This window comes from Serratia sp. GW822-FHT06E05 (genome assembly GCF_058799445.1).
The window spans coordinates 1-24,404 of the sequence record NZ_JBXALM010000004.1 but is presented as its reverse complement, the minus strand read 5'-3'; the positions used below and the strand labels follow the sequence as shown (position 1 = coordinate 24,404).

Genomic DNA, 24,404 nt, shown 5'->3' with positions numbered 1-24,404 from the left:
TAGCTTAAACCGCGGAGGCTCCCGAAACGATCTCGGTGAGTTCCTGAGTGATGCTGGCCTGACGAGCCTTGTTGTATACCAACTGCAGCTCTTTGATCAGGCTACCGCCGTTATCGGTTGCGGCTTTCATCGCTACCATTCGTGCGGCCTGCTCGCTGGCCAGGTTTTCCACGACGCCCTGATAAACTTGCGATTCCACATAGCGGCGCAGCAAGGTATCAAGCAGCACTTTTGGATCGGGTTCATACAGGTAATCCCAAGATTTTTTCTTCAGCTCACCGTCATCGGAAGGCGGCAACGGCAGCAGCTGAATAATCTGTGGTTCCTGGGACATCGTATTGATAAATTTGTTGCTGACAATGTACAGCTTGTCCAAACGACCTTCGTCGTAGGCTTGCAGCATCACTTTCACCGGACCGATCAGTTCCGACAGGGAAGGTTTATCCCCCATGCCGGTAACCTGGGCAACCACGTTGCCGCCCACGGAACCAAAGAAAGAGGCCGCTTTAGAGCCAATCAGCGCCAAATCAACTTCAACGCCTTTTTCGGACCAGCCTTTCATCTCTGCCAACAGACGCTTGAACAGGTTGATGTTCAAGCCGCCACAGAGACCACGGTCAGTAGACACCACCAGATACCCGACGCGCTTAACGTCACGCTCATCCAGGTACGGGTGCTTATATTCCAGATTACCCAACGCAAGGTGACCAATCACTTTGCGCATGGTCTCTGCATAAGGACGGCTGGCCGCCATGCGTTCCTGCGATTTACGCATTTTGGAGGCGGCGACCATTTCCATCGCTTTAGTGATCTTTTGCGTGTTTTGCACGCTCGCGATCTTACTACGTATCTCTTTTGCGCCGGCCATCTCTGCTTCTCCTCATTGCCAGACGGCCTGCTGTCTTTCAACTGCAGGCCGCTGAGCGTTACCAGGACTGGGTTTTCTTGAAGGTCTCGAGGACGGCTTTCAGTTTGCCCTCGATCTCATCGTTGAAATTGCCAGTTTGGTTGATGTGGTTCAGCAACTCGGCATGCTCGCGGTCTGCGTAAGCAACCAGCGCGGCTTCGAAGCTCACGACTTTCGCGACTTCAACGTCGTTCAGGTAGCCACGTTCTGCGGCAAACAGCACCAGAGACTGTTGTGCGACGGACATCGGCGCATACTGTTTCTGTTTCAGCAGCTCGGTCACTTTCTGACCGTGGCTCAGCTGTTTGCGGGTCGCATCATCCAGATCGGAAGCGAACTGAGAGAACGCAGCCAGTTCACGGTACTGTGCCAGCGCGGTACGAATACCACCGGACAGTTTTTTCATGATCTTGGTTTGCGCTGCACCGCCCACACGGGATACGGAGATACCCGGGTTAACCGCCGGACGAATACCGGAGTTAAACAGGTTGGATTCCAGGAAGATCTGACCATCGGTAATCGAGATTACGTTGGTCGGAACGAACGCGGAAACGTCACCTGCCTGGGTTTCAATGATCGGCAGAGCGGTCAGTGAACCGGTTTGGCCTTTGACTTCACCTTTGGTGAAGGCTTCAACGTAGTCGGCGTTAACACGCGCAGCACGCTCCAGCAAACGGGAGTGGAGGTAGAATACGTCGCCTGGGTAAGCTTCACGACCTGGTGGACGACGAAGCAGCAGGGAAATCTGACGGTAAGCAACGGCCTGTTTGGACAGGTCATCATAAACGATCAGTGCATCTTCACCGCGGTCACGGAAGTATTCGCCCATCGCACAACCGGCATATGGCGCCAGGTATTGCAGTGCAGCGGATTCAGACGCGGTAGCAACCACAACGATGGTGTTTGCCAGTGCGCCGTGCTCTTCCAGCTTGCGCACCACGTTAGCGATGGTAGACGCTTTCTGGCCGATAGCCACGTAAACACATTTGATGCCGGAGTCGCGTTGGTTGATGATCGCATCGATAGCCAGAGCGGTTTTACCGGTCTGACGGTCACCGATCACCAGCTCACGCTGGCCACGGCCGATTGGGATCATGGCGTCGACAGATTTGTAGCCAGTTTGAACCGGCTGATCTACGGACTGACGCTCGATAACACCAGGGGCGATAGCTTCAACCGGGGAGAAACCGTCGTTATCAACCGGGCCTTTACCGTCAATAGGTGCACCCAGGGTGTTAACTACACGGCCCAGCAGGCCACGGCCAACCGGAACTTCCAGAATACGGCCGGTACATTTTACCTTCATGCCTTCGGCCAGATCCGAGTACGGACCCATAACCACGGCACCTACGGAGTCGCGCTCCAGGTTCAATGCGATTGCGTAACGGTTGCCTGGCAGTGCGATCATTTCGCCCTGCATAACTTCGGCCAGACCGTGTACGCGGATGATCCCGTCGCTGACGGAAACAATAGTACCTTCATTGTGAGCTTCGCTCACCACATTGAACTGAGCAATGCGCTGCTTGATCAGTTCGCTGATTTCGGTGGAATTCAGTTGCATGCTCCAGTCCCCTTAAGACTGCAAGACGTCTGTCAGGCGTTCAAGACGACCGCGAACGCTGCCATCAATCACCATATCGCCAGCACGGATAATTACGCCGGCCAGTACAGACTTGTCAATTTTGCAATTCAGCTTAACTTTGCGTGACAGACGTTTTTCCATCGCAGCGGCAATATTAGCCTGCTGTTTGTCGCTCAGTGCGCTCGCAGAGAGCACGTCGACTTCGACGGTGGATTCCAGCAAGGCGCGCAGTTCGTTGAACTGCTGCAGCACGGCAGGAAGAACCAGTAAACGTCCATTTTCGGCCATTACACGGATAAAGTTCTGGCCATGTTCGTCGAGTTGATCGCCACATACCGCGATGAACGTCTTGGACAGCGTCTCTGGCGCCATAGCGCCAGACAGCAGTTCAGAAATCTGTTCATTGCGAGTGACATCAGCAGCAAACGCCAGCATATCTTGCCAGCGCTCTACGCTTTGATGCTCAACGGCAAAGTCAAAAGCTGCTTTGGCGTAGGGGCGAGCTACAGTTACAAATTCAGACATCAGCCCCTCCCTCCTTACAGTTCAGCGACCAGTTTATCAACGATGTCGCTGTTAGCAGCTTCATCCACGGAACGTTCGATGATCTTCTCGGCGCCGGCAATTGCCAGCATCGCGACTTGCTTACGCAACTCTTCACGAGCGCGCTTACGTTCGGCTTCGATCTCAGCCTGAGCCTGCGCCACGATTTTGTTACGTTCCTGCTCGGCTTCGGCTTTCGCTTCATCCATGATCTGAGCTTTGCGTTTGTTTGCTTGCTCGATGATCACCTGAGCTTCTGCTTTAGCAGTTTTCAGCTGGTCGGTCGCATTGGCTTGCGCTAAGTCCAAATCTTTTTTGGCACGTTCTGCAGAAGCGAGACCGTCAGCAATTTCTCCCTGACGCTTCTCGATGGCTGCCATAATCGGCGGCCATACATACTTCATGCAGAACCAGACAAACAGAACGAACGCGATGGCCTGGCCGAGGATTGTTGCGTTAAGATTCACAGCACAATGCCTCTTTAAAAGTTAATAGTGTGGTTTCAGTGTAGAGAAATTCTCTACTTACGCGACAGCGAACATCACGTACAGACCCAGACCAACAGCGATCATCGGGATGGCGTCAACCAGACCCATAACGATAAAGAACTGTGTACGCAGCAGAGGAATCAGGTCAGGCTGACGTGCAGCGCCTTCCAAGAATTTACCACCCAGGATGCCGATACCGATCGCAGCACCGATTGCCGCTAAACCCATCATCACAGCGGCAGCCATGTACAGCAGATCCATACTCAGGTTTTCCATGACAGTCTCCAGTTTGTTTCAGTTTAAAAGTGCAAGTGTTTTAAGAAAATCAGTGCTCTTCAGATGCCATCGAGAGATAGACAATCGTCAGAACCATGAAAATAAAGGCTTGAAGCGTAATGATCAGGATGTGGAAAATAGCCCAAGGCAAGCTCAGGACCCACTGTGACCACCACGGCAACAGGCCGGCAATCAGGATGAAGATCAACTCACCCGCATACATGTTGCCGAACAGTCGCAGGCCCAGTGAAACAGGCTTGGACAGCAGGCTGACACCTTCAAGGATCAGGTTGATAGGAATGAATACAGGGTGGTTGAACGGCTGCATGGTTAACTCTTTAACGAACCCACCAACGCCTTTCATTTTAATGCTATAGAACAGAATCAGGATAAATACGCCCAACGCCATCGACAGGGTGACGTTCACGTCAGCCGTAGGCACCACACGCAGTGCCGGCAGACCGAGCTGAGCACCGATGAATGGCAGGAAGTCGACCGGGATCAGGTCCATCATGTTCATCAGGAATACCCAGACAAACACCGTCAGCGCCAGCGGAGCAATTACCTTGCTCTTGCCGTGGTACATATCGCGTACGCTGCTGTCGACAAACCCGACGACCAGTTCCACTGCGGTTTGCAGCTTACCCGGTACGCCGCTGGTGGCGTTTTTGGCAACCCGGCGGAAAATCACCAGGAACAGAACCCCGAGGACAACGGAGAAAAACATCGAGTCGAGGTTAATCGACCAAAAACCAGTCCCGACCTGAAGTTGCGTCAGGTGGTGACCGATATACTCCTGTGGACTGTTGTATCCCTCTGCAGACATGATGCCTCTACCCTTATTTAGTTAATTTCGGTAACTGTTAATCACGGCGGGTGCGATAATTTGCACCGCTAACACCGCTAAATAGGTCAGGCCAAGCGGTATAAACTCCGCTTTGAACACCCCAAGCGCCACGATCAACAAAACTATGGTGATCAAGACCTTTAACCCCTCGCCGATGGCGAATGACCAGGCGACCCGACCGGGTGCCTGCGTCTGCGTCTGATGACGCAAGGCAAACAGCATAAACATGGTACTCGGCAACCAGGCTGCGAGACCGCCCGCCAGTGCCGAACCGCTCCATTCCAGGCTTTTCAGTCCGAAAGCAGCGCTGATCAGAACAAAAGTCATTAACTGCAGAAACAGCAATTTACGAGCAACTTTTCCGCTGTAAAGGGACACAGACATGACGTTTGTTCTCTCCGTACCCCAGAGGGGGTATGCTGAGTGACGTATAAAACTGTTTTTACTGATCTGAGTCAAGCAGCAAAAAACGAGCAAATTATACGGGGCATACCAACGAATTCAATCGATAAGTAGCGAAAAGGTGAACAATTATTTAAATTCCCCTATTTCAGGCTATTTTCACAAGAAAACGGTCGGAATATAGGGCGCATTAAATTGTCTGATTATTCCAGCGTTACAGTACGAAACGTCGAACCGCTCACAATAATGCCTCTTTCTGATTTATAACTCACCGACGTGTAAACCGTCTTTAGCAAATTGAGTGATCAAAAAACATTATAAATCAAAATATTACAAGTTAACCGTTCAAAAACAATCCATCTACTCGGTAAAAACCTTTTATTGACAGCTTGTCGCGTAATATTACAACAGCCAATTAACATTAGCGCCAAAGCAGAATCGTTAACTTATCGTTGCTAACGTGACTATTTCGAACTGCAATTAGTCTATTGTCGCTAATTGGCGGCTATTTTTGTGTTAATAAAAAGTAAATTAACTAAAAAAACTGCCATTTAATTAGCATGCTTACATTTACTCTGGGCACTATCTTTTAATTCACGCTTATTTGATCAAAAACAAACTCAGTTTGCTTTAAGTATCACCAAATGACGTTCGCCTTCGAGTTCCGGCACCTGCAAGCGCACCACCGACTCGAGTTCGATACCTTCCGGCAGCTGCGTCAGCTCTTCATCAGGACGAACCCCTTTCAGCGCGTAGAAACGCCCCTGCCCTTTCGCCGGCAAATGGTGGCACCAGGACAGCATGTCCTGCAGCGAAGCAAAAGCACGGCTGATCACACCGTCAAACGGTGGTTCGGCCGGGAACTCCTCAACGCGGCTCTGTACCGGCTCAACGTTGGTCAGGCCCAGTTCGTGCTGCACCTGACGCAGGAAGCGCACGCGCTTGCCCAGGCTGTCCAGCAAGGTGAAATGGGAATCAGGACGAACGATCGCCAACGGAATGCCCGGCAGACCGGGGCCGGTGCCTACGTCGATAAAACGGGAGCCCTGCAAATGCGGGTTTACCACGATGCTGTCGAGAATATGGCGTACCAGCATTTGCTGAGGATCGCGCACCGAGGTGAGGTTATAAGCCTTGTTCCACTTGTCCAGCATGCCGACATAGCCCAGCAATTGCTGTTTTTGCTGATCGGGAAGCGCAATGCCTGCTGCAGTGAGCAGCGAGTCTAATTTTTTCTGCACAACGGGTCCTCTGACTGGCGTGGAACGACGAGCCAAATTGGGGCTGGCCAAGAAGCCAAGCATGATAATTCAGGCACGGGACGATGTCAGCGACCGTTTGTCTATCAAGTAGACAAACGGTCGCACAAAAACAAGATTTATGCGCTGCGGCGCAGCAAACCCTGCTTTTTCAGCCAGATCAGCAAAATTGAGATCGCCGCCGGTGTGATGCCGGAGATGCGTGAAGCCTGGCCGATCGAGTTCGGCTTGTGGTCATTCAATTTGGCAATCACTTCATTCGACAAGCCGGAAACTTGCTGATAATCGAGATCCAACGGCAGCACGGTGTTTTCGTTACGCTGTTGTTTTTCGATCTCTTCCTGCTGACGAGCGATGTAGCCTTCGTATTTTACCTGGATCTCAACCTGCTCTGCGGCCTGGGTATCGGCCAACGGCGGCGCAAATGCGGCTACGGAGGTCAGCTGTTGGTAATCCATTTCAGGGCGACGCAGCAACTCTTCGCCATTCGCTTCACGCGACAGCGGCGCTTTCAGCAGTACGTTGACCTGATCGACATTCTCCGCATGCGGGTGCATCCAGATGTCGCGCAGGCGCTGACGTTCTTGTTCGATGTGTTCCAGCTTTTCGCTAAAGCGCGCCCAGCGGGCATCGTCCACCAGACCCAGTTCGCGGCCTTTTTCGGTCAGGCGCAGATCGGCATTGTCTTCGCGCAGCATCAGGCGGTATTCGGCGCGTGAAGTGAACATGCGATACGGTTCTTTGGTACCCAGGGTACTGAGATCGTCCACCAGCACGCCGAGGTAAGCCTGATCGCGACGTGGTGACCAGCCTTCATCTTCGTTGGCATAACGTCCGGCATTCAGACCGGCCAGCAGGCCCTGTGCAGCGGCTTCTTCGTAGCCGGTGGTGCCGTTAATCTGACCGGCGAAGAACAAGCCTTGGATAAATTTGCTTTCCAGCGTCGGTTTTAAATCGCGCGGATCGAAGAAATCATACTCGATGGCATAACCCGGACGAACGATGCGGGCATTCTGCATCCCTTCCATCGAACGAACGATCTGCATCTGTACGTCAAACGGCAGGCTGGTGGAAATGCCGTTAGGATAAATTTCGTTGCTGGTCAGGCCTTCCGGTTCAAGGAAGATCTGGTGAGCGTTACGATCGGCAAAGCGCATGACTTTGTCTTCGATCGATGGGCAATAGCGTGGGCCGATCCCTTCGATGATCCCGGCATACATCGGGCTGCGATCGAGGTTATTGCGGATCACGTCATGAGTTTTTTCGTTGGTATGGGTGATGTAGCACGCCATTTGCTCCGGGTGTTGCCCGGCATTGCCCATAAACGAGAACACCGGGATCGGTGTATCACCGTGTTGCGGCGTCAGAACGCTGAAATCGATAGTGCGTGCATCGATACGCGGTGGCGTACCTGTTTTCAAGCGATTAACGCGCAAAGGCAATTCACGCAGGCGCTGTGACAATGAGATCGACGGAGGATCCCCGGCGCGGCCTCCGCTGTAGTTTTCCAAGCCGATATGGATCTTGCCATCCAGGAAGGTGCCGACGGTCAGTACCACCGCTTTGGCACGGAACTTCAGCCCCATTTGGGTTACCGCACCAACAACGCGATCGTTTTCCACAATCAGATCTTCGACCGGCTGCTGGAAGATCATCAGGTTAGGCTGGTTCTCCAGGGCGGTGCGTACAGCCTGCCGATACAGTACGCGGTCAGCCTGGGCACGAGTGGCTCGTACCGCCGGGCCTTTGCTGGCGTTTAGTATCCTAAACTGGATGCCGGCATGGTCAATCGCCGTGGCCATCAGGCCGCCAAGTGCATCAATTTCCTTAACCAGATGCCCTTTACCAATACCGCCAATCGCCGGGTTGCAAGACATCTGCCCCAGCGTATCGATATTGTGTGTCAATAATAAAGTCTGACGCCCCATGCGTGCCGCAGCCATTGCGGCTTCGGTACCGGCATGGCCACCACCGATGATGATGACGTCAAATTGCTCTGGATAAAACATGGAACTGCACCTCGCCGTATTGCGAACGATCGTTGTTTGCCCTGGGGAGGGCGATTCTACTCAAGTTTAGTCGATCGACCAAGTGGTCAGGATCGTCGGTAATTAAAAGAAGATCTTTTTTATTTAAAGATCTCTTTATTAGATCTCTTATTAGGATCGCGATCTTCTGTGGATAAGTGATTATTCGTGATTGAGATCAGCGGATTAAGGAGGATCGTTAGCTGTGAATGATCGGTGATCCTATAGCTTATAAGCTGGGATCTAAATGGCATGTTATGCACAGGACAAAAAGCGACCTAAGGTTGTTATTGGGATAACTACCGCTTTTACCCTGCTTTTAAGCATAGTTATCCACAATCGTTCGGGTGTTCTTTGAACAAATTAGAGTAAATTAATCCAAATTTTCACCCATTCCTCTGCCGGATCCTCAGGAATTTCGTGTTCAGTCACGTCGATCTCGAGCCGATCGCCGATCCTTTTCGCCCCGCGAGCGATCAGAAGATCGTCGATCCGTTGGATCGCACCACAGAAAGTGTCGTATTCCGAGCTGCCCAAACCGACTGCGCCGAACTGCACCTGGGATAAGTCAGGAAGCTGTTCTTCTATTTGTTCCAGCAGCGGTTGCAGGTTATCCGGTAAATCGCCAGCACCGTGGGTAGAAGACACCACCAGCCAGCGCCCGGACAGGGTCAGTTCATCCAATTCAGGGCCGTGCAGGGTTTCGGTCGTAAAACCCGCAGCTTCCAGTTTTTCAGCCAAGTGCTCGGCTACGTACTCGGCGCTGCCAAGCGTACTGCCACTGATCAGAGTAATGTCTGCCATGAAATGAATGATCCCAGCCTTCTCAAAGTGGCAGCATTGTACGCTGTGAATCGGCTGGGATCTACCTGTGGATAATATGGGTATAGTAATTAATTGGCTAGGGCGTGATGGTACGCATGATGGGGTTCTGCAGCGAGATCAGCGTTTCGGTGGACTGGATCTCGTCAATGGTCTGGATCTTGTTGATAAGTACCTGTTGCAACGCATCTATTGAGCGGCACATCACTTTGATAAACACGCTGTAGTGGCCGGTGGTGTAGTAAGCCTCAACCACTTCCTCCAGGCTTTCGAGCTTTTTCAGTGCCGAAGGATAGTCTTTGGCACTCTTTAATATAATGCCGATAAAACAGCAGACATCGTAACCCAGGCGTTTAGGGTTCACGTCAACCCGTGCGCCGGTGATGATACCGGCCTGCTTCATCTTTTCTACTCGCACATGAATGGTACCGGGACTGACGGCAAAGTTCTTGGCCAGTTCGGCATAAGGCGTGCGGGCATTCTCCATCAAAGCGTTAAGAATGCCGCGATCGAGATTATCGATCTGATAATTTTCAGCCATTTAATCCCCCACTAATTGCTGATTGTTGAATTATTACCGCATCAAAATGAACGATTAAAAGTGAAAAGGCAATATTGATTAGCGGATATTGAATTACGGTGCCGTTCTGTTGCTTAATCGTTGGCAACAGAGACAGGTTTATAAGAGATACGGCAATGAAAAAACAGTTTATTCAAAAACAACAACAAATCAGCCTGGTTAAATCCTTCTTCTCACGCCAGCTGGAACAGCAGCTTGGCCTGATCGAAGTGCAGGCGCCGATCCTCAGCCGCCTGGGTGACGGTACCCAGGATAACCTGTCAGGCAGTGAGAAAGCGGTGCAGGTAAAGGTCAAAACCCTGCCGGAAGCCACCTTCGAAGTGGTGCACTCACTGGCGAAATGGAAACGTAAAACGCTGGGCAGCTACGATTTTGGCGCCGGTGAAGGCCTGTATACCCATATGAAAGCATTGCGTCCTGATGAAGATCGTCTGAGCGCGATCCATTCGGTCTACGTCGATCAATGGGACTGGGAGCGGGTGATGGGGGATGGTGAGCGCAGCCTGGATTACCTGAAAAGCACCGTGAGCAGTATTTATGCGGCGATTAAGGCCACTGAAGTCGAAGTGAGCCGCGAATATGGCTTAACGCCGTTCCTGCCAGAGCAGATTCATTTTGTTCACAGTGAAACCCTGTTGCAACGCTACCCGGAACTGGATGCCAAAGGCCGTGAGCGGGCGATTACCAAAGAGCTGGGCGCGGTATTTCTGATCGGGATCGGCGGTAAGCTGTCGCACGGCAAATCACACGATGTCCGTGCGCCGGATTATGATGACTGGACGACACCGGCGGCAGAAGGCCTGGCAGGTTTGAACGGCGATATTCTGGTCTGGAACCCAGTATTGCAGGATGCCTTCGAGCTTTCTTCTATGGGGATTCGCGTTGACGCCAGTGCGCTGAAGCGCCAGTTGGCGCAAACCGGCGATGAAGATCGTCTGGCACTGGAGTGGCATCAGTCATTGCTGCGTGGCGATATGCCGCAGACTATCGGTGGCGGTATCGGCCAGTCACGCCTGGTGATGCTGTTGCTGCAACTGTCGCACATTGGTCAGGTGCAGTGTGGCGTGTGGTCACCGCAAGTGCGTGACGCGGTCGAAGGGCTTCTGTAACAATCAGCGCCGCCAGCGGCGCATCAAGCGGCTTTTTAACCCGGTATCAAAGCGCCAGATATGATCGAAGATGCGCATGATGCCGGGTTTGCCATAGCTGGACATCGCCACCGCGTGAAAGCGTTGCTGGTGGTTCTGCTGCTGCTGTTTGACCTTCTTTATGACCTCCTCCGGTAACCGCTGGGCAATAAAGTCAGAAATGATCACCGCATCCGCGTCGAACCAGCCGCTCTCCGCCATTTTACTCACCGTGGCGTTCAGGCAGGCTGCCAGATCGGTGCCGCCGCGAAACTGCTGACCGAGAAAACGCACTGCCTGTTCAATTCCGCTGGCGGCCGTAAGCTCGTAATGCACTATCTGGTTGGCAAACAGCATGATGTAGCAGCGGCGATTATCCGCCAGCGCAATGCGCAGCAGCGCCAGACAAAACGCCTTGGCGCACTGCTCATTGAACCCACCCATGGAGCCTGAGGTATCGACACAGACGATAAACGGGCCGCGTGGCTGCTGATCCTGCTGCTGGTGGGTGACCTGCCGGATCGTTATCTGTTCCTGCCAGACATCGCCCTGCAGGCGGTAGCTCAATAACTGCTTTTCCAGCAGGCGCCGGTAAAACTCAAATTCCAATTCTTCGATACCCAGCGTGACCAACTCAGGCGGCAGCAGGCGCAGAATATCGTCGCTCTGATGAATACCGCTGACCTCTTCCGGCAGCGTGGCGGGTACCTGCACCATGACGCGAAACGGCTCTGGCAAAGCATCCTGTTGCTGTACCGCTTTGGCTTGATAGCTGCGCCCAAGCTGCTGCGCCAGCTTTTTCAGTTCCGGCTGCTGCTGCAGGAAGTTGCCGTATTCCACCAGCCGTTGATAATCGCCGCGCTGAAGATGGCCTTTGCTCATGTCCCACAGTCGCCCGGCGGCGGTGTCGTTTTCCGACAGCAGCGGTTCCAGCGCCCCACTCAATGCCAGACGCTCCTGCAGCTCTGCCATCAGCTGTTCGCGTTCCTGTTCCAGCAACTGGTGATGCATCATGGTGGCCTGCAGCGTCAGGCTGATACGCCAGCGTTGTAAAAACAGGGTCTGGAAACTGTCGTCCAGCGGATGATTGGGCAGATCGGCGGCGTCCACCAGCGAGCGGGCCTGCTCATAGAAAGGAGAAACCAGTTGGCGCAGCAGGTCCAGAGTGTCATTGAGGTTATGAAAGAACTGGGTATTGTTCTCTAACTGGCACTGTTGATAGCGGTAAAATTCTTGCGCCAGCGCAGGTGGCACCATGGCTTCATGCAGACGCTGTTTCAACTGCAGCTTCCAGCGCGGCAGGTCGCGATCCAGCGCCCGGCGGATCGCCGGAAACTTCTTGAAGAAAATCGACAGCTGCGGGGCCGCCAGCATACCGATGATCATCTCCTCGATCAGTTCACCTTCGGTGATCGCCAGCAGCAGATCGAGCGTTTCCAGGCTGAGCATGCTTACTGACCGCGCATCTGCTGGTGCTGCTGTTTGATTTGTTCCGCCACCTGCAACAGGCTGGCCTCAATTTTTGCCAGCCTGGCGGCCGGGGTAAACAGGCAGGGCTGATGCTGACTGAACAACCGACGCTGTTCCGCCAGACGCTGAGCCAACTGGTCCATTTCGTCGAGCATTGCCTGAGGCGTTCCCCCGGTCTTTATACCGGGCAGGGCCAGCAGCGAAGGCTGACGACTGACGTCCAGTACCGTCAGATGCAGTTTTTCGTCCACTTCCAGATCGATCTGCTGGGCAAAGCCGATGCCGTTCAGTTTGGCGCGTACGTCGCCGCCTTTTTGCAGCCAGTTTTCCAGTACGCTGTTTTCAATACTCAGATGGTTAACCTGAATATCATGCAGCTGCAGCGGTTTTTGCAGCAACAGTGTCAGGGGGCCGGTGCCGAGCGGCGTGGCCAGGGCAAACTGCGGCTTTCGGCTGAACATGCCGCCTTTTTTTACCAGTGTGATCGCCTGACTGTCGCTCTGCTGTTGTTGGTGCTGCAGCCAGCGGGTGTGGATCTGTTGCAGCTGGATCAGCAGCGTTTGCTGTTGGTAGGCCGACTCGTTCAGCAACTGCTCTACTTGCTGCTGCAGCAGTTTTAGCGAGGTGAGATCGTGCCACAGGCAGTCTTTCAGCAGCAGCAGGTCGATCGGGGCCACGGCGTCGCGACCACTGAAAAAGGCGCAGGCCTGCAACAGGCGCAATGCCTTTTTCCATCGGCGATCGGAAACGTAAGGAGCATAGTCCAGCGCATCCAGCCGCTGACGCAGTTGGAATATCAGTTCGAAGCAGCTTTCAGGCAGCTTGATTTTGTCGATCTGCGATTGCCACTGATGATACTCCTCGTCGGTGATGCTCAGGGCTTCCGGCACCGGGTTTTCATTCTCGTTCTGGCGGCTGACCAGCAACGAGCGAAAGTTCTGCTTGTCCTGCACTTTGTCCAACCATAGGCGTATCAGCATGCGGTCGTACAGCGCTTCCAGGCTGCTGTCGGCTTCCGGTAATTCATTGGAGGCGGTAACCAGCAACCGCAGGGGGATCGGTTCCTCCGCGTTGCCGTTACGGAAGCGACGTTCGTTGATCGCGGTCAGCAGGGTATTGAGGATTGCCGGGCCGGCTTTCCAGATCTCATCCAGAAATACGATTTCCGCTTCGGGCAGGTAGCCGGCGGTCAGGCGCTGATAGCGGCCTTCGTCTTTTAACGCCTGGATGGATAACGGGCCGAACACCTCTTCCGGCGTCGAGAAGCGCGTCATCAGGTATTCAAAGGAGCGCGCATGGCGAAAGGCGAATTTTAACCGTCGTGCAATCAGGCTTTTGGCAATGCCCGGTGGACCGAGCAGGAACACGCTTTCACCGCTGAGCGCCGCCAGCAGACACAGGCGAATGGCTTCCTGACGTTCATAAAGACCGCTCTCCAGCGCGCTGCTGAGGCGGGAAATCCGTTCTGCAAGAAGTGATGATGGCGCCATATTATTGTCGTGTTGTCCGAGAGTTAGCCAATCTTGGTGGATAATCCGATGATAAACCACCATTATTTTTAATGGTATAGCTTGTTGATTAGTAAAATCTTTCTATTATCAAAAGAGCGGCCGGTTCACATTTTGTTTATTTTTTGGGTCTGATATAAGAGTAGGCAAGCAGTATAAATCGTGCATACTGTGCGCCTTTTAGTGGGCGTAACGGATCTTAGAGCCCGTATCTCTGGCTGATGCGGATGCATCGCTAACGGATGTTCTAATAAAGAAACGAATTATGAGCACAGAGCATAAGCAGTCCTTATCGGCGGTAACCCTGGCGGCAATTGGGGTGGTTTACGGTGATATCGGCACCAGTCCTCTCTATACTCTCAGAGAGTGTTTCTCCGGCCATTACGGCTTCGATGTTCGTCCAGACGTAGTTTTCGGCTTCCTGTCGCTGATTTTCTGGATGCTGATCATCATTGTTTCCCTTAAATACCTCACTTATGTCATGCGGGCAGATAACGCCGGCGAAGGCGGGATCCTGACGCTGATGTCGTTGGCCGGGCGTAATACTTCAGCGCGCACTACCGCAGTGTTGGTGATCCTGGGCCTGATTGGCGGCAGCTTCTTCTATGGCGAGGTGGTGATCACCCCGGCGATATCGGTGATGTCCGCGATAGAAGGTTTGGAAATCGCCGCTCCGTCGCTCGATGGCTATATCGTTCCGCTGTCGATACTGGTGCTGACGCTGCTGTTCGCCATCCAGAAACACGGTACCGGCAGCGTCGGTAAGCTCTTTGCACCGGTGATGCTGCTGTGGTTTATCGTCCTGGCGGTACTGGGTGCGCGCAGCATTATGGCTAACCCGGAAGTGTTGCAGGCGTTGAACCCGAAATGGGCGCTGAACTTCTTTATTGAATATAAGAAGGTTTCGTTCTTTGCGCTGGGTGCGGTGGTGCTGTCGATTACCGGCGTTGAGGCGTTGTACGCCGATATGGGCCACTTCGGCAAATTCCCTATTCGCCTGGCCTGGTTCACCGTGGTGCTGCCTTCACTGGTGCTGAACTATTTTGGTCAGGGCGCTCTGTTGCTGAAAAATCCGGAGGCGATCAAGAATCCGTTCTTCCTGTTGGCGCCGGACTGGGCGCTGATCCCGCTATTAATTCTGGCGACGCTGGCCACGGTTATCGCCTCGCAGGCGGTGATCTCCGGCGTGTTCTCTCTGACCCGTCAGGCGGTGCGCCTGGGTTATTTGTCGCCAATGCGCATCATCCATACGTCTGAGATGGAATCCGGCCAAATCTACATTCCGGTGATCAACTGGACGCTGTATATCGCGGTGGTGCTGGTGATTGTCGGTTTCGAACACTCCAGTAATCTGGCGGCGGCCTACGGCATCGCCGTGACCGGCACCATGGTGCTGACCAGTATTCTGGTGACGTCGGTGGCGATTAAAAACTGGCACTGGAATCGCTTCTTCGCCGTCGGCATTCTGGTTGTCCTGCTGATTATCGACATCCCGATGTTCTCCGCCAACGCCCTGAAACTGTTCTCGGGGGGTTGGCTGCCGCTGATGTTGGCGCTGGTGATGTTCATCATCATGACCACCTGGAAGAGCGAACGTTTCCGCCTGCTGCGCCGCATGCACGAGCACGGCAATTCCCTGGAGGCGATGATCGCCTCACTGGAAAAATCGCCACCGGTGCGGGTGCCTGGCACCGCGGTCTTTATGTCACGCGCCATCAACGTGATCCCTTTTGCGCTGCTGCATAACCTAAAGCACAACAAGGTGCTGCACGAACGCGTGGTGCTGTTGACGTTGCGTACCGAGGATGCACCTTACGTTCACAACGTGCGGCGAGTGACCATCGAACAGCTGTCACCGACCTTCTGGCGGGTGGTGGCCAGCTATGGCTGGCGTGAAACGCCGAACGTTGAAGAAGTGTTCCACCGCTGCGGGCTGGAAGGGCTGCCGTGCCGGATGACGGAAACCTCGTTCTTTATGTCGCACGAGTCGTTGATCCTGACCAAACGGCCGTGGTACCTGTTCCTGCGCGGCAAGCTGTTTATTGCATTGAGCCGCAATGCGCTACGCGCGCCGGACCAGTTTGAGATCCCGCCCAATAGGGTGATCGAGCTGGGAACCCAGGTCGAGATTTAACACCCCCTCAAGGGCTCAGCCACCGCTGGGCCCTTTCTGTTTAACCCCGTCATACTTGAAGCTGCCTCTTTGTTGGCTGCACCAGCTCATTCCGGTCACATAGTGGACTATGCTCCCGGGAATTCGCAGGCTTGCCGTTGCGATGCAACGTCAATTATTTAGGGTATCTGTTCTCGGTAACACGAGCGAAACGTTTCGATGACGATCACACTTCTGCATTATCCCGGTTGCCTTCTACTGACGTTTTTTTAAACTCCAGACACAAGCGAAACGTTTCGCTGGCGGAATGAGAAGAACAAGATGAAAAAAGGCGTGTTGCTGAATGCTGATGTCTCTGCCGTGGTTTCCCGTCTCGGTCATACCGATCAGATAGCTATCGGCGATGCCGGGCTGCCTATTCCGGCGGCCACGCAGCGCATCGATTTGGCGCTGACTCAGGGGGTGCCGACTTTTCTACAGGTACTCGAGGTCGTGACGCAGGAGATGCAGGTCGAAAGCGCCATTCTGGCGGAAGAGATCGTTAAGCAAAATCCACAGCTTCATAGCGCGTTATTGGCTCAGCTGACCGAACTTGGCCAACGCCAGGGGAAGAGCATCAGCCTGAGCTATATCAGCCACCAGGCTTTTAAAGCACAAACGGAACACTGCCGTGCGGTGATCCGCAGCGGGGAATGTTCGCCCTACGCGAACGTGATCCTTTGCGCCGGCGTAACTTTCTGAGGCACCTATGCAACCTTTACTGCAACTGAAAGGGATCGATAAAGCCTTTCCCGGCGTGAAGGCGCTTTCCGGCGCTGCGCTCAGCGTGTACCCGGGCAAGGTGATGGCGCTGGTGGGTGAAAACGGCGCCGGGAAATCCACCATGATGAAGGTGCTGACTGGCATTTATAACAAAGACGCTGGCAGTCAGTACTTTCTCGGAAAAGAGGTGGCGTTCAACGGCCCAAAGGATTCGCAGGAAGCGGGCATCGGCATCATCCATCAGGAACTGAACCTGATCCCGCAATTAACCATTGCGGAGAACATCTTCCTCGGGCGTGAGTTCGTTAACCGTATCGGCCGCATCGACTGGAAGCGCATGTATGCCGAAGCAGACAAACTGCTCGCACGACTGAACCTGAGTTACAGCAGCCACCGGCTGGTGGGGGAACTGTCGATCGGCGATCAGCAAATGGTGGAAATCGCCAAGGTGCTGAGCTTCGAATCGAAAGTCATCATTATGGATGAGCCGACGGATGCGTTGACCGATACCGAGACGGCCTCTTTATTTAAAGTGATCAATGAACTGAAGGCCGAAGGGCGAGGGATTGTTTACATCTCCCACCGGCTGAAAGAGATTTTTGAAATTTGCGATGACGTCACGGTGTTTCGTGACGGGCAGTTTATCGCCGAGCGTCCGGTCAGTGAGCTGCAGGAAGATTCGCTGATAGAAATGATGGTCGGCCGCAAGCTGGAAGAACAATACCCGCGCCTCAACCAGCCGCGCGGTGAAAAACGGCTGGAGGTCAGTCAGGTTTCCGGTCCGGGTGTACATGACGTCAGCTTTACGCTGTACCGTGGCGAAATTCTTGGCGTCGCCGGGTTGATGGGCGCCGGACGTACCGAGCTGATGAAAATTCTCTACGGGGCAGCACCACGCAAGGCCGGCACGGTCAGCCTCGATGGCCGCCAGGTGGTCACTCATTCTCCACAGGACGGTTTGGCGAACGGCATTGTGTATATCTCCGAAGACCGCAAGCGCGATGGTCTGGTGTTGGAGATGTCGGTGAAGGAAAACATGTCGTTGACCGCGCTGCGCTATTTCAGCCGTGCCGGCGGCAGCCTGAAACAGGCCGAAGAACAGCAGGCGGTGGGGGATTTCATCCGCTTGTTCAATATCAAGACGCCGTCGATGGAACAGCCCATTGGCCTGCTCTCCGGCGGCAATCAGCAAAAAGTGGCAATCGCCCGCGGCCTGATGACGCGGCCAAAGGTGTTGATCCTCGATGAACCGACGCGCGGTGTCGACGTCGGTGCCAAAAAAGAAATCTATCAGTTAATTAACCAGTTCAAGCAGGAAGGTCTGAGCATCATTCTGGTGTCGTCGGAAATGCCGGAGGTCATGGGCATGAGCGACCGCATTCTGGTGATGCACGAAGGACACCTTAGCGGCGAGTTCCCGATTGAACAGGCCACCCAGGAAGCGTTGATGGCTGCGGCCGTTGGCAAGCAATACGGCGTAAAGCAGGAGTAATCAGATATGAGTTCCCAGAGTGTGGCAAAGCGCTGGTTCAGTAAAGAGTGGCTGTTAGAGCAAAAATCACTGATTGCTCTGCTGGTGCTGATCGCCGTGGTCTCTTCAATGAGCCCAAATTTCTTCACCCTAAATAACCTGTTCAATATTCTGCAGCAAACCTCTGTTAACGCCATTATGGCGGTGGGGATGACGCTGGTGATCCTCACTTCCGGCATCGATTTGTCGGTGGGATCGCTACTGGCGTTAACTGGTGCGGTAGCGGCATCGATCGTGGGCTTTGAAGTTAACGCGGTGGTGGCCGTGGCGGCGGCACTGGCATTGGGGGCCGCGGTCGGCGCCTGTACCGGGGTGATTGTTGCCAAAGGCAAGGTGCAGGCATTTATTGCGACCCTGGTGATGATGCTGCTGTTGCGCGGCGCCACCATGGTGTACACCAACGGCAGCCCGGTGAACACCGGCTTTACCGACGTGGCCGATACTTTCGGCTGGTTCGGCATCGGCCGGCCGCTGGGCGTGCCAACCCCGATCTGGATCATGGCGATCGTCTTTATCGCTGCGTGGTACATGCTGCACCATACCCGTCTGGGCCGCTATATTTATGCTCTGGGCGGCAACGAGGCGGCGACCCGCCTGTCCGGTATCAGCGTCGATAAAGTAAAGATTATCGTTTATTCGCTTTGTGGTTTGTTGGCGGCGTTGGCGGGCGTGATCGAAGTGGCGCGCCTGTCTTCCGCGCAGCCGACCGCCGGCACCGGCTATGAGTTGGACGCCATTGCCGCAGTGGTGCTGGGCGGTACCAGCCTGGCCGGCGGCAAGGGCCGCATCGTTGGTACCTTGATCGGGGCGCTGATCCTTGGCTTCCTGAACAACGGATTGAATTTACTGGGTGTTTCTTCTTACTACCAAATGATCGTGAAGGCAGTGGTGATACTGCTGGCGGTTCTGGTAGAGAACAAAAGCAACAAATAACCTCCCCCTACAGGAATCACGATGATGAAAATGAAAAAACTGGCAATTTTGGCTTCAGCCTTCGCACTGAGCGCCACCCTGAGCGCTAACGCGCTGGCGAAAGACACCATTGCGCTGGTGGTTTCCACGCTGAACAACCCGTTCTTTGTCTCAATGAAAGAGGGGGCGCAGCAGGAAGCCAACAAGCTGGGTTACAACCTGGTGGTGCTGGATTCGCAGAATAACCCGGCGAAAGAGCTGGCTAACGTGCAGGATCTGATGGTGCAGGCGCCTAAGCTGCTGCTGATTAACCCAACCGATTCCGATGCGGTCGGTAACGCCATCAAGATGGCCAATCAGGCCAAGATCCCGGTCATCACCCTGGACCGCGTGGCGAGCAAGGGCGAAGTGGTCAGCCATATCGCTTCGGATAACCGCGTTGGCGGCAAAATGGCCGGTGATTTCATTGCCAAAAAAGTGGGCGCAGACGCTAAAGTGATCCAACTGGAAGGGATCGCCGGTACCTCCGCTGCCCGTGAGCGTGGCGAAGGCTTTAAACAATCACTGGATCAGAACAAATTCAAACTGTTGGCCAGCCAACCGGCAGATTTCGACCGTACCAAAGGCCTGAACGTGATGCAGAACCTGCTGACCGCTCACCCAGATGTGCAGGCGGTGTTTGCCCAGAACGATGAAATGGCGCTGGGCGCCCTGCGTGCGCTGCAAACCGCCGGTAAAACCGATGTGGTCGTGGTAGGCTTCGACGGCACTGCCGACGGCGTGAAAGCGGTTGAAAGCGGCAAGCTGGCGGCTACCGTCGCGCAGCGTCCGGATCAGATCGGCGTGATCGGCGTAGAAACCGCCGATAAAGTGCTGAAAGGCGAGAAAGTGTCGGCTACCATTCCGGTGGATTTGAAACTGGTCACCCAATAAGTCATACCAGCGCCATCAAAACGGGGCGTTTATGATGGCGCGTAATTCAGGAATCAATGCGATGGCAACAGGTAAGCTGGTGGTTCTGGGCAGTATCAATGCCGACCATATCCTTAATATTGAGCAGTTTCCTCGCCCGGGCGAAACGGTGATCGGGAAACAGTATAAAGTGGCGTTTGGCGGCAAAGGCGCAAACCAGGCAGTGGCGGCTGGGCGCAGCGGTGCAGATATCGCTTTTATCGCCTGCGTGGGTGCCGATGACATCGGTGAACGCGTACGTCAGCAACTGGCAAGCGATCGCATTGATACCCAACCGATAGAAGCTATTGCTGACAGCACCACGGGCGTCGCGCTGATTTTTGTTAATGCGGAAGGCGAGAACGTGATCGGCATCGATGCGGGTGCCAATGCCGCAGTGACCCCCGATTATCTTGCACGTTATCAGCAAAAGGTTATCGACGCCGACGCGTTGCTGATGCAGCTCGAGTCTCCGTTGGAAACCGTTATCGCAGCCGCCAGCCTGGCGAAACAGCATCAGACGCAGGTTATCCTTAACCCGGCACCTGCTCGTGAGCTGCCGGACGAGCTACTGGCGACTATCGATATGATTACGCCAAACGAAACCGAAGCTCAGCGCCTGACCGGTATTGCGGTCAATGACGATAATGATGCCGCGCGCGCCGCTCAGGCGTTGCACGATAAAGGTATCGCAACGGTGATCATCACCCTTGGTAGCCGTGGCGTGTGGCTGAGTGAGAACGGCAACGGCAAATTGGTACCCGGTTTCAAGGTTAAAGCGGTCGATACTATCGCCGCTGGCGATACCTTCAACGGGGCGCTGGTCACGGCGTTGCTGGAAGGCAAAACCATGGCGGATGCGGTGCGCTTTGCTCATGCAGCAGCGGCAATTGCGGTGACCCGTCCCGGCGCCCAACCTTCCGTGCCCTGGCGCGAAGAGATTGACGCCTTCTTGCAGCAGCAGGAGTAACCCCCTTGGCCACCATGAAAGATGTCGCCCGCCTGGCGGGTGTTTCAACCTCAACGGTTTCGCACGTCATTAATAACAATCGCTTTGTCAGCGACAGCGTGCGAGCCAAAATCATGGCGGCTATAGAACAACTGAACTATGCGCCTTCCGCCCTGGCGCGCAGTCTCAAACTGAATCAGACGCGAACCATCGGCATGCTGGTCACTTCCAGCAACAACCCCTTTTATGCTGAGGTGGTGCGTGGCGTCGAGCGCAGTTGTTATGAACGTGGCTACAGTTTGATCCTGTGCAATACCGAAGAAGATGCCGCGCGCATGAACCGCAATATGGAGACGCTGCTGCAAAAGCGCGTCGACGGTTTGCTGTTGATGTGTACCGAAAACCATCGGCCATCGCAGGATGCGCTGAGTCGCTACCCGTCTCTACCAATAGTGATGATGGACTGGGCGCCGTTCGAAGGGGCTAACGACATCATCCAGGACAACTCTTTGTTGGGCGGCGAGATGGCGACCGATCATCTGATCGCTCGCGGGTATCGCAAAATCGCCTGCATCGCCGGCCCGCAGGATAAAACCACGGCACGCCACCGACTGGAAGGCTACCGCAGCGCCATGCAGCGTGCTGGGCTGGCGATCCTGCCGGGGTATGAAGTGCACTGCGATTTTGAATTTGAAGGTGGTGTCATCGCCATGAAACAGCTGTTGGCCTTGGCTGAGCCACCCCACGCGGTGTTCGCCGGCAACGACGCGGTCGCGGTGGGGGCTTACCAGGCGTTGTATCAGGCTGGGTTATCGGTACCGCAGGACATGGCGGTGATGGGTTACGACGATATCGAACTGGCCAAATACCTTGCGCCGCCTCTAAGCACTATCCATCAACCTAAAGATTCGCTGGGCGAATTGGCGATCGATGCGTTGATCAACCGCCTGCAGAATCCGGAACGTGAAGCTCAGGTTCTGGTACTGACCCCTGAGCTGGTGGAACGCGCTTCTGTTGGCCGCCGCTAGCGAGTAGCTTCGGCTTCTTTCTTGCTGTCACGGCCACTGATCAGGTTACGGCCATCCTTCCTTTTTAACAGCATAAAGACAAACGCTGAGGCCAGGGTGACAATCCCCATGGTGATAAAGGTGTAGTGGAAGTGATCGACCATGGTGCCGAGCGACATAGATTCATAGAAACGCAGCACTGCTGCGCTGATCGCAACGCCAAAGCTGATGGAAAGCTGCTGAGTAACCGCCAGCACGCTGTTGCCGGAACTGGCATTGGCATCGTTTAAATCCGCCAGGCTGATGGTATTCATGGCGGTGAACTGCGTAGACATCGCCATCCCCAGCACGAACAGCGGCAGGATCATCAACCACAGCGGCATTCCCGGGCTTTGTAATGCAAACTGGGCGATCAGCACGCCGATAATCAACGTGATACCAACCAGCGTTTTGCGATAGCCGAACCAGCGCAGCACTTGAGTCACGGTGGATTTCGCCATCAGTGAGCCGATGGCCGTTGGTGCCATCATGCAGCCCGCAATAATCGCCGAGTAACCGAAACCGACCTGCAGCATCAGCGGCATCAGGAACGGCACGCAGCCGGTACCCAGGCGTGAAGCGACATTGCCGGCGATCCCCACGGAGAAGGTGCGAGTCTGGAATAAATCCAAACCAATCAGTGGCTGAGGGTGCCTGCGGGCATGAGCGATATAGCCGAACAGCATCACCACGCCGCTGAGCAGAATACCCAGTGAGATATAGCTGGCCAGCACCTGTTCGCCAAACAGCTCAAGCCCGGTAGAAACCAGCACCAGACTCAGGCCAAACAGCATAAAGCCGAGGAAATCGAACCGACGCTTGGGCGTGGTGAAGTCCGGCATATATTTGCGTGCATAGAAGATGCCGAGCAGGCCAATCGGGATGTTGATAAGGAAAATCCAGTGCCAGGTGGCATAGGTGACCAGCCATCCCCCCAGCATCGGCCCCATGATCGGGCCAACCAGCCCGGGCATAGTCACGAAGTTCAGAACCGGCAACAGCTCGCTGCGCGGGTAGGCGCGCAACAGGGCCAAACGTGCTACCGGCATCATCATCGCACCACCAACGCCCTGAATGACGCGTGAGGTCACCAACACGCTTAGCGTTGGGGAAAGCGCACACAGCAGCGAACCGAGAGTAAATAGCGAAACCGCAAAGATAAACACCCGCCGGGTACCGAAACGGTCTGCCAGCCAGCCACTGACCGGGATCAGCATGGCAACCGTCAACGTATAGCTGATTACGGCAGACTGCATCGCCAGTGGCGAGCGCTCCAGGCTTTGCGCTATCGCAGGCAACGCCGTGTTGAGGATGGTGGCGTCCAGCGCCTGCATAAAGAATGCCATTGCGGCGATCCAGGGGAGCCCTGCCATACTGCGCGCGGATTTAGTCATTATGATTCCCGGTTAACTGTCGTATTCGTCCCTTCATTGTTCTTCTATATATAAGTAGGGCATGAGTTAGTCTTTCTCTCTGAGCAAGACCTGGCAGGCGGCTAATGCCCCTGCGCCGTCGCCGGCGAGTATCGCATCGACAATGGCCTGATGGTTCTGGAGCTTAATCACTTCGTTACCTGTGATGGCGCGGAAGTAACTTTGATACACCGAACTGAACAGGTTGGCGAATGATGTGAGAAACGGATTACCGCTGGCCTCATAGATAAGCTGGTGGAACTGGGTATCAACCTGGATCCAGTGCTCGCGGTCAAACTGAACATGCAGTGCCCGCATTTCCGCCATCAGTTCAGCCAACCGCGCAGTTTGCTGCGTGCTGGCGTTGGCAGCCGCCAATGAGCAGGCCTGAGGTTCCAGCGAGGTTCGCAGGATAAGGAAATGCTGCATCACCTGATCGAAGTTCTCTTTGGTCATCCACCAGGTCAGTAAATCCTGATCGAGAAAGTTCCACTGGCTTTGCGGCATGACCCGGGTGCCGATGCGCGGACGGGGGAGCAGCATGCCTTTGGCGGCCAGCATCTTCACCGCTTCACGTACCGCGGTGCGGCTCACGCCAAATTGTTCCCCGAGTTCCATCTCCCCGGGCAGGATACTGCCGGCCTGATAATCGCCTGCCAGAATTTGTTGGCCGAGTTTTTCTGCAAGTAGATAAGAAAGATTGCGTTGGGCGGCCTGTTGTTGAGCATTAAATTGCATGGCTGCGAGTCCTTACTGACATTGTTACTCTTATTTTACTCTACGGATCGCCAGCTTTTGTCGCTGATTTCCGGAAAAAGTGACGAAAACGCTGGCTTGTGCAGCGTTTTGTCGAAAAATACCGCGCTTGAAAAGTTTTTTGCATTTAGGGG

Annotated in this window: 23 protein-coding genes; 8 read left to right on the top strand and 15 right to left on the bottom strand. The window is 54.4% G+C overall.

Features of this window, described 5'->3' with window-relative positions; genetic code table 11:
• Positions 1-4: 4 nt before the first annotated feature.
• From atpG to asnC, 11 genes are all read right to left on the bottom strand, one after another.
• On the bottom strand, positions 5-868 hold the full coding sequence (gene atpG, locus AC1RKC_RS12195; RefSeq protein ID WP_020837711.1) for a F0F1 ATP synthase subunit gamma: 864 nt from the start codon (positions 866-868) through the stop codon (positions 5-7).
• Between the two features lie 58 nt (positions 869-926).
• A complete protein-coding gene (gene atpA / locus AC1RKC_RS12190) occupies positions 927-2,468 on the bottom strand; it encodes a F0F1 ATP synthase subunit alpha (RefSeq protein WP_020837710.1) in 1,542 nt (513 codons plus the stop codon).
• A 12-nt stretch (positions 2,469-2,480) separates the two neighbouring features.
• Positions 2,481-3,014: a F0F1 ATP synthase subunit delta gene (gene atpH, locus AC1RKC_RS12185; RefSeq protein WP_020837709.1), complete on the bottom strand. Its 534-nt coding sequence runs from the start codon at positions 3,012-3,014 to the stop codon at positions 2,481-2,483.
• A 14-nt stretch (positions 3,015-3,028) separates the two neighbouring features.
• The gene (gene atpF, locus AC1RKC_RS12180; protein WP_004950476.1) at positions 3,029-3,499 is read right to left on the bottom strand and encodes a F0F1 ATP synthase subunit B; all 471 of its coding nucleotides are present in this window, start codon (positions 3,497-3,499) and stop codon (positions 3,029-3,031) included.
• Positions 3,500-3,556: 57 nt separating this feature from the next.
• On the bottom strand, positions 3,557-3,796 hold the full coding sequence (gene atpE, locus AC1RKC_RS12175; protein ID WP_004093904.1) for a F0F1 ATP synthase subunit C: 240 nt from the start codon (positions 3,794-3,796) through the stop codon (positions 3,557-3,559).
• A 49-nt stretch (positions 3,797-3,845) separates the two neighbouring features.
• Complete coding sequence (gene atpB / locus AC1RKC_RS12170) at positions 3,846-4,622, bottom strand: F0F1 ATP synthase subunit A (protein WP_020837705.1); 777 nt, start codon at positions 4,620-4,622, stop codon at positions 3,846-3,848.
• A gap of 21 nt (positions 4,623-4,643) precedes the next feature.
• Positions 4,644-5,027 carry a F0F1 ATP synthase subunit I gene (gene atpI, locus AC1RKC_RS12165; RefSeq protein ID WP_020837704.1) on the bottom strand — a complete coding sequence of 128 codons (384 nt, stop codon included), beginning with the start codon at positions 5,025-5,027 and terminating at the stop codon, positions 4,644-4,646.
• A gap of 638 nt (positions 5,028-5,665) precedes the next feature.
• Complete coding sequence (gene rsmG, locus AC1RKC_RS12160) at positions 5,666-6,286, bottom strand: 16S rRNA (guanine(527)-N(7))-methyltransferase RsmG (protein ID WP_020837703.1); 621 nt, start codon at positions 6,284-6,286, stop codon at positions 5,666-5,668.
• 137 nt (positions 6,287-6,423) lie between these two features.
• Positions 6,424-8,313, bottom strand: a complete 1,890-nt coding sequence (gene mnmG, locus AC1RKC_RS12155; protein ID WP_046374845.1) for a tRNA uridine-5-carboxymethylaminomethyl(34) synthesis enzyme MnmG — start codon at positions 8,311-8,313, stop codon at positions 6,424-6,426.
• Between the two features lie 381 nt (positions 8,314-8,694).
• Positions 8,695-9,135, bottom strand: a complete 441-nt coding sequence (gene mioC / locus AC1RKC_RS12150; protein WP_115060894.1) for an FMN-binding protein MioC — start codon at positions 9,133-9,135, stop codon at positions 8,695-8,697.
• A 97-nt stretch (positions 9,136-9,232) separates the two neighbouring features.
• Positions 9,233-9,694, bottom strand: coding sequence for a transcriptional regulator AsnC (gene asnC / locus AC1RKC_RS12145; RefSeq protein WP_004950461.1), 462 nt, complete (start codon positions 9,692-9,694; stop codon positions 9,233-9,235).
• 155 nt (positions 9,695-9,849) lie between these two features.
• Between asnC and asnA the strand changes: the two genes are divergently transcribed.
• Entirely contained in the window at positions 9,850-10,842 is a 993-nt protein-coding gene (gene asnA, locus AC1RKC_RS12140; RefSeq protein ID WP_020837701.1) for an aspartate--ammonia ligase, read from the top strand.
• 3 nt (positions 10,843-10,845) lie between these two features.
• Here asnA and viaA read toward each other — a convergent pair whose 3' ends face one another.
• Both viaA and ravA read right to left on the bottom strand, forming a co-directional pair.
• On the bottom strand, positions 10,846-12,309 hold the full coding sequence (gene viaA / locus AC1RKC_RS12135) for an ATPase RavA stimulator ViaA (protein WP_046374847.1): 1,464 nt from the start codon (positions 12,307-12,309) through the stop codon (positions 10,846-10,848).
• 2 nt (positions 12,310-12,311) lie between these two features.
• Positions 12,312-13,820, bottom strand: a complete 1,509-nt coding sequence (gene ravA, locus AC1RKC_RS12130; RefSeq protein ID WP_261136383.1) for an ATPase RavA — start codon at positions 13,818-13,820, stop codon at positions 12,312-12,314.
• A gap of 283 nt (positions 13,821-14,103) precedes the next feature.
• On the opposite strand from ravA, the gene kup reads away from it, so the two are divergent.
• From kup to rbsR, 7 genes are all read left to right on the top strand, one after another.
• Positions 14,104-15,972 (top strand): low affinity potassium transporter Kup, encoded by a 1,869-nt coding sequence (gene kup / locus AC1RKC_RS12125; RefSeq protein WP_020837698.1) that lies wholly within the window; start codon positions 14,104-14,106, stop codon positions 15,970-15,972.
• Positions 15,973-16,272: 300 nt separating this feature from the next.
• Positions 16,273-16,692, top strand: coding sequence for a D-ribose pyranase (rbsD, locus tag AC1RKC_RS12120; RefSeq protein WP_020837697.1), 420 nt, complete (start codon positions 16,273-16,275; stop codon positions 16,690-16,692).
• 7 nt (positions 16,693-16,699) lie between these two features.
• Positions 16,700-18,205, top strand: a complete 1,506-nt coding sequence (rbsA, locus tag AC1RKC_RS12115; RefSeq protein ID WP_493092599.1) for a ribose ABC transporter ATP-binding protein RbsA — start codon at positions 16,700-16,702, stop codon at positions 18,203-18,205.
• Positions 18,206-18,211: 6 nt separating this feature from the next.
• Positions 18,212-19,177: a ribose ABC transporter permease gene (rbsC, locus tag AC1RKC_RS12110; RefSeq protein WP_493092600.1), complete on the top strand. Its 966-nt coding sequence runs from the start codon at positions 18,212-18,214 to the stop codon at positions 19,175-19,177.
• 24 nt (positions 19,178-19,201) lie between these two features.
• Positions 19,202-20,089 carry a ribose ABC transporter substrate-binding protein RbsB gene (gene rbsB / locus AC1RKC_RS12105; RefSeq protein WP_129941917.1) on the top strand — a complete coding sequence of 296 codons (888 nt, stop codon included), beginning with the start codon at positions 19,202-19,204 and terminating at the stop codon, positions 20,087-20,089.
• 61 nt (positions 20,090-20,150) lie between these two features.
• The gene (rbsK, locus tag AC1RKC_RS12100; RefSeq protein WP_046374851.1) at positions 20,151-21,077 is read left to right on the top strand and encodes a ribokinase; all 927 of its coding nucleotides are present in this window, start codon (positions 20,151-20,153) and stop codon (positions 21,075-21,077) included.
• 5 nt (positions 21,078-21,082) lie between these two features.
• Entirely contained in the window at positions 21,083-22,084 is a 1,002-nt protein-coding gene (gene rbsR / locus AC1RKC_RS12095) for a ribose operon transcriptional repressor RbsR (protein ID WP_020837691.1), read from the top strand.
• Here the strand turns inward: rbsR and mdtD are convergent.
• Complete coding sequence (gene mdtD, locus AC1RKC_RS12090) at positions 22,081-23,496, bottom strand: multidrug transporter subunit MdtD (protein ID WP_041415120.1); 1,416 nt, start codon at positions 23,494-23,496, stop codon at positions 22,081-22,083. The two genes, rbsR and mdtD, sit on opposite strands and share 4 nt — an antisense overlap.
• A 66-nt stretch (positions 23,497-23,562) precedes the next feature.
• Positions 23,563-24,252 carry a FadR/GntR family transcriptional regulator gene (locus AC1RKC_RS12085; protein WP_046374852.1) on the bottom strand — a complete coding sequence of 230 codons (690 nt, stop codon included), beginning with the start codon at positions 24,250-24,252 and terminating at the stop codon, positions 23,563-23,565.
• Between the last annotated feature and the right edge of the window lie 152 nt (positions 24,253-24,404).

Bases quoted from the DNA above. Each gene is read 5' to 3' on its own strand.
- ravA (WP_261136383.1), bottom strand. From the start codon at position 13,820: ATGGCGCCATCATCACTTCTTGCAGAACGGATTTCCCGCCTCAGCAGC.
- mioC (WP_115060894.1), bottom strand. From the start codon at position 9,135: ATGGCAGACATTACTCTGATCAGTGGCAGTACGCTTGGCAGCGCCGAG.
- atpG (WP_020837711.1), bottom strand. From the start codon at position 868: ATGGCCGGCGCAAAAGAGATACGTAGTAAGATCGCGAGCGTGCAAAAC.
- mnmG (WP_046374845.1), bottom strand. From the start codon at position 8,313: ATGTTTTATCCAGAGCAATTTGACGTCATCATCATCGGTGGTGGCCAT.
- rbsB (WP_129941917.1), top strand. From the start codon at position 19,202: ATGAAAATGAAAAAACTGGCAATTTTGGCTTCAGCCTTCGCACTGAGC.
- asnC (WP_004950461.1), bottom strand. From the start codon at position 9,694: ATGGCTGAAAATTATCAGATCGATAATCTCGATCGCGGCATTCTTAAC.
- atpB (WP_020837705.1), bottom strand. From the start codon at position 4,622: ATGTCTGCAGAGGGATACAACAGTCCACAGGAGTATATCGGTCACCAC.
- rbsD (WP_020837697.1), top strand. From the start codon at position 16,273: ATGAAAAAAGGCGTGTTGCTGAATGCTGATGTCTCTGCCGTGGTTTCC.
- rbsC (WP_493092600.1), top strand. From the start codon at position 18,212: ATGAGTTCCCAGAGTGTGGCAAAGCGCTGGTTCAGTAAAGAGTGGCTG.
- asnA (WP_020837701.1), top strand. From the start codon at position 9,850: ATGAAAAAACAGTTTATTCAAAAACAACAACAAATCAGCCTGGTTAAA.
- atpE (WP_004093904.1), bottom strand. From the start codon at position 3,796: ATGGAAAACCTGAGTATGGATCTGCTGTACATGGCTGCCGCTGTGATG.
- rbsA (WP_493092599.1), top strand. From the start codon at position 16,700: ATGCAACCTTTACTGCAACTGAAAGGGATCGATAAAGCCTTTCCCGGC.
- kup (WP_020837698.1), top strand. From the start codon at position 14,104: ATGAGCACAGAGCATAAGCAGTCCTTATCGGCGGTAACCCTGGCGGCA.
- atpH (WP_020837709.1), bottom strand. From the start codon at position 3,014: ATGTCTGAATTTGTAACTGTAGCTCGCCCCTACGCCAAAGCAGCTTTT.
- atpI (WP_020837704.1), bottom strand. From the start codon at position 5,027: ATGTCTGTGTCCCTTTACAGCGGAAAAGTTGCTCGTAAATTGCTGTTT.
- atpA (WP_020837710.1), bottom strand. From the start codon at position 2,468: ATGCAACTGAATTCCACCGAAATCAGCGAACTGATCAAGCAGCGCATT.
- mdtD (WP_041415120.1), bottom strand. From the start codon at position 23,496: ATGACTAAATCCGCGCGCAGTATGGCAGGGCTCCCCTGGATCGCCGCA.
- viaA (WP_046374847.1), bottom strand. From the start codon at position 12,309: ATGCTCAGCCTGGAAACGCTCGATCTGCTGCTGGCGATCACCGAAGGT.
- AC1RKC_RS12085 (WP_046374852.1), bottom strand. From the start codon at position 24,252: ATGCAATTTAATGCTCAACAACAGGCCGCCCAACGCAATCTTTCTTAT.
- rbsK (WP_046374851.1), top strand. From the start codon at position 20,151: ATGGCAACAGGTAAGCTGGTGGTTCTGGGCAGTATCAATGCCGACCAT.